The organism is Caldimonas sp. (assembly GCF_046289365.1).
GTDB lineage: Bacteria > Pseudomonadota > Gammaproteobacteria > Burkholderiales > Burkholderiaceae_C > Caldimonas.
This window is the reverse complement of the sequence record NZ_JBKBVU010000305.1, coordinates 1-2,543: the sequence shown is the minus strand read 5'-3', so window position 1 is coordinate 2,543 and position 2,543 is coordinate 1. Positions and strand designations below refer to the sequence as shown.

3 protein-coding genes are annotated in these 2,543 nt (G+C 69.5%); 1 reads left to right on the top strand and 2 read right to left on the bottom strand.

The annotated features are described in order from the left end of the window. Window positions 1-77: 77 nt before the first annotated feature. A complete protein-coding gene (locus ACK42S_RS17355; RefSeq protein WP_409710534.1) occupies window positions 78-524 on the top strand; it encodes a DUF3717 domain-containing protein in 447 nt (148 codons plus the stop codon). Here the strand turns inward: ACK42S_RS17355 and ACK42S_RS17350 are convergent. Next, the gene (locus tag ACK42S_RS17350; RefSeq protein WP_409710531.1) at window positions 490-1,869 is read right to left on the bottom strand and encodes an ATP-binding protein; all 1,380 of its coding nucleotides are present in this window, start codon (window positions 1,867-1,869) and stop codon (window positions 490-492) included. The genes ACK42S_RS17355 and ACK42S_RS17350 overlap by 35 nt on opposite strands. Window positions 1,870-1,872: 3 nt before the next feature. Continuing rightward, window positions 1,873-2,543, bottom strand: a 671-nt coding sequence (locus tag ACK42S_RS17345; RefSeq protein WP_409710528.1) for a winged helix-turn-helix domain-containing protein, incomplete at its 5' end; no start/stop codon positions are given.

Sequence of the window (2,543 nt, the reverse complement as noted above, 5' to 3'; positions counted from 1 at the left end):
GGTGTGGAACGCACCGCCGTCGAAACGGCCCTGGCGGCCCTGGTGGCGGCCCAGGAGTGACCCCCGAAGGTGCCGCCGTGGCCGGGATCCACATCACCGACATCGAGTCGGCCATCAACTGGTGGCGCCAGCAGCGGCCCTCGCCCGACGGCGTGACGGCCTGCGCCGAGGTGCGCGCGCTGGCCGAGGTGTATGCGCTGATGGTTTACTACCGTCACAGCGAATGCGACGAGTACACGATGCCGCCGAAGGCCAAGGCCGCGTGGCTGGCCTGGTACGCCACCACGCCCGACACGCCGTGCATCGCGATCTGCTCGACCAGCCAGGGCGACGAGGTGTGCAAGGGCTGCGGGCGCGACTTCGCCGAGGTGCAGATGTGGCCCGAAATGAGCGCGGCCGAGAAGCGAGCCACCTGGCGGCGCATCACGCTGCAAGGCACGGCCTGGCGCTTCAACCGCTATGCCGAACGCACGAACGGGGATGCAGCCGTCAGCCCGGCGCCCCCTGCGGCAGCCGCAGGCTGAAACAACTCCCGCCGCCTTCGCGCGGCTCGCAGCGCACCTGCCCGTCGTGGCGCTGCGCGATCTGGCGCACCAGACTCAGTCCCAGGCCCACGCCGCCGGAATGCTCGGCATGCCCAGGCAGGCGGTAGAAGGCCTCGAAGATGCGCTCACGCTGATCCTCAGGCACGCCCGGCCCACGATCGCACACCTGCACCCGGGCCTGACCACCCTGGAGATCCACGCGCACCAGCGGCGGCTCGCTGCCGCCGTAGCGGTGGGCATTCTCCAGCAGGTTGCGCAGGGCGCGCCGCAGCAGGCGCTCGTCGCCCATGACGACGACGGGCTCACCTTCGACCTGGGCCTCCACGCGGGCCCCCTCTTCGGCGGCCAAGGCCAGCAGATCGACCGGCTCGCGGCGATCCAAGGCCTGGGTCGCGTCGAGCCGGCTGGCCAGCAGCACCTCTTCGACCAGCGCATCGAGTTCGCGGATGTTCGATTCGATCTCCTGCCGCAGTGCCAAGCGCGACTCGGCCGGGGCTGCCTCCAGCAATGAGACGGCCATTTTCAGCCGCGCCAGCGGAGAGCGCAGTTCGTGCGAAGCATTGGCCAACAAGGACTTGTGCGAACGCACCAGCGCCTCGATGCGCTCGGCTGCCCGGTTGAAGCTTGCCGCCACAGCGGCCACTTCGTCGCGGCCGCTGACGTGCACGCGTTGACTGAGCCGGCCTGCGCCGAAGGCTTCGACGCCTTGCTTGAGCGCTTCGAGCTGCCGCGTGAGTCGGCGCACCACCGGATAGGCGCCCAGCGAGACGGCCACGAACAGCAGCACCAGCGCGAGCACCAGACCCTGGGCGCCTTCGAACCAAACCCATGGGGGCGCCCCCGGCGGCGGCCCCGCTGGGGGCCAGGCCCGTACCTCGCCAGACTCGGTGATGACACGCACCTCGCGGCGCCAGAGGCCCTCGCGCGGCCCGGGCGGACGCGGCGGCCCCCGCAAGGCCCACAGCACACGCCCGTCGTTGAGCTCCATGCGCCAAAAGCGCCGGGGCCCTTCGTCCAGGGCCTCGCGGAAACTGGCCGACTCCGCAATGCGCTGGCCGTGCGCATCGTCCAAGGCCAGCGGCACGCGCAGACGTTCGGACCACTCTTGCAAGCCTTGGGCTTGCGCCTGGCGTGGCGCGCTGGCCGGCGGCAAGGCATGCGCGAACAATTCGCCCCAAGCCGCTTGTCGCTCCGAGGACAGCGCGCTGGCGCGTTGCGCCTGCTCGTGCTCGATGTTGCGCTTGAACAGCCAGCCTGCCACGAGCGCGAACAACAGCAGCACCGCCAAGACGGTGAGATAGATGCGCAGGTACAGGCTCTTCACGTCTCAAACACCGTCCGCGTCTTGCTTTTTGGCGAAGACATAGCCGGTGCCGCGCACCGTGAGGATGCGCCTGGGGTTCTTCGGGTCGTCCTCGATGGCCGCCCGGATGCGCGAAATGTGCACATCGATGGAGCGGTCGAAGGCCTCCAAGGCATGCCCCTTGAGCGCATCCATGATCTGGTCGCGCGAGAGCACGCGCCCCGGGTGCCGCGCCAGCACCGTGAGCATTTGAAACTGATAGCCCGTCAGCTCGCATTCGCGACCGTCCACGCGAGCCACGCGCGCGCCCAGGTCGATCTCCAGCCGGCCGAACCGCATCACATCGGCCTCGTCCTCGGAAGACCCGCTGCTTGCACGGCGCAAGACGGCACGCACGCGCGCCAGCAGCTCGCGTGGCTCGAAGGGCTTGGGAAGGTAGTCGTCGGCCCCGATTTCCAAGCCCACCACACGGTCCATGGGCTCGCCGCGCGCCGTCAGCATCAGCACTGGCAGCGCCCGGGTGCGCGGCTGCGCACGCAGCTCGCGGCACAGGTCCAAGCCGTCTCCATCGGGCAGCATCAGATCGAGGATGAGTGCATCGAATCCATGGTCTTTGACCACCAAGCACTTGCGCGCGACGGCCAGCGTCGGCGCGGCCGTCACCTGATAGCCGGCCTGACGCAGGTAGTCGCCCA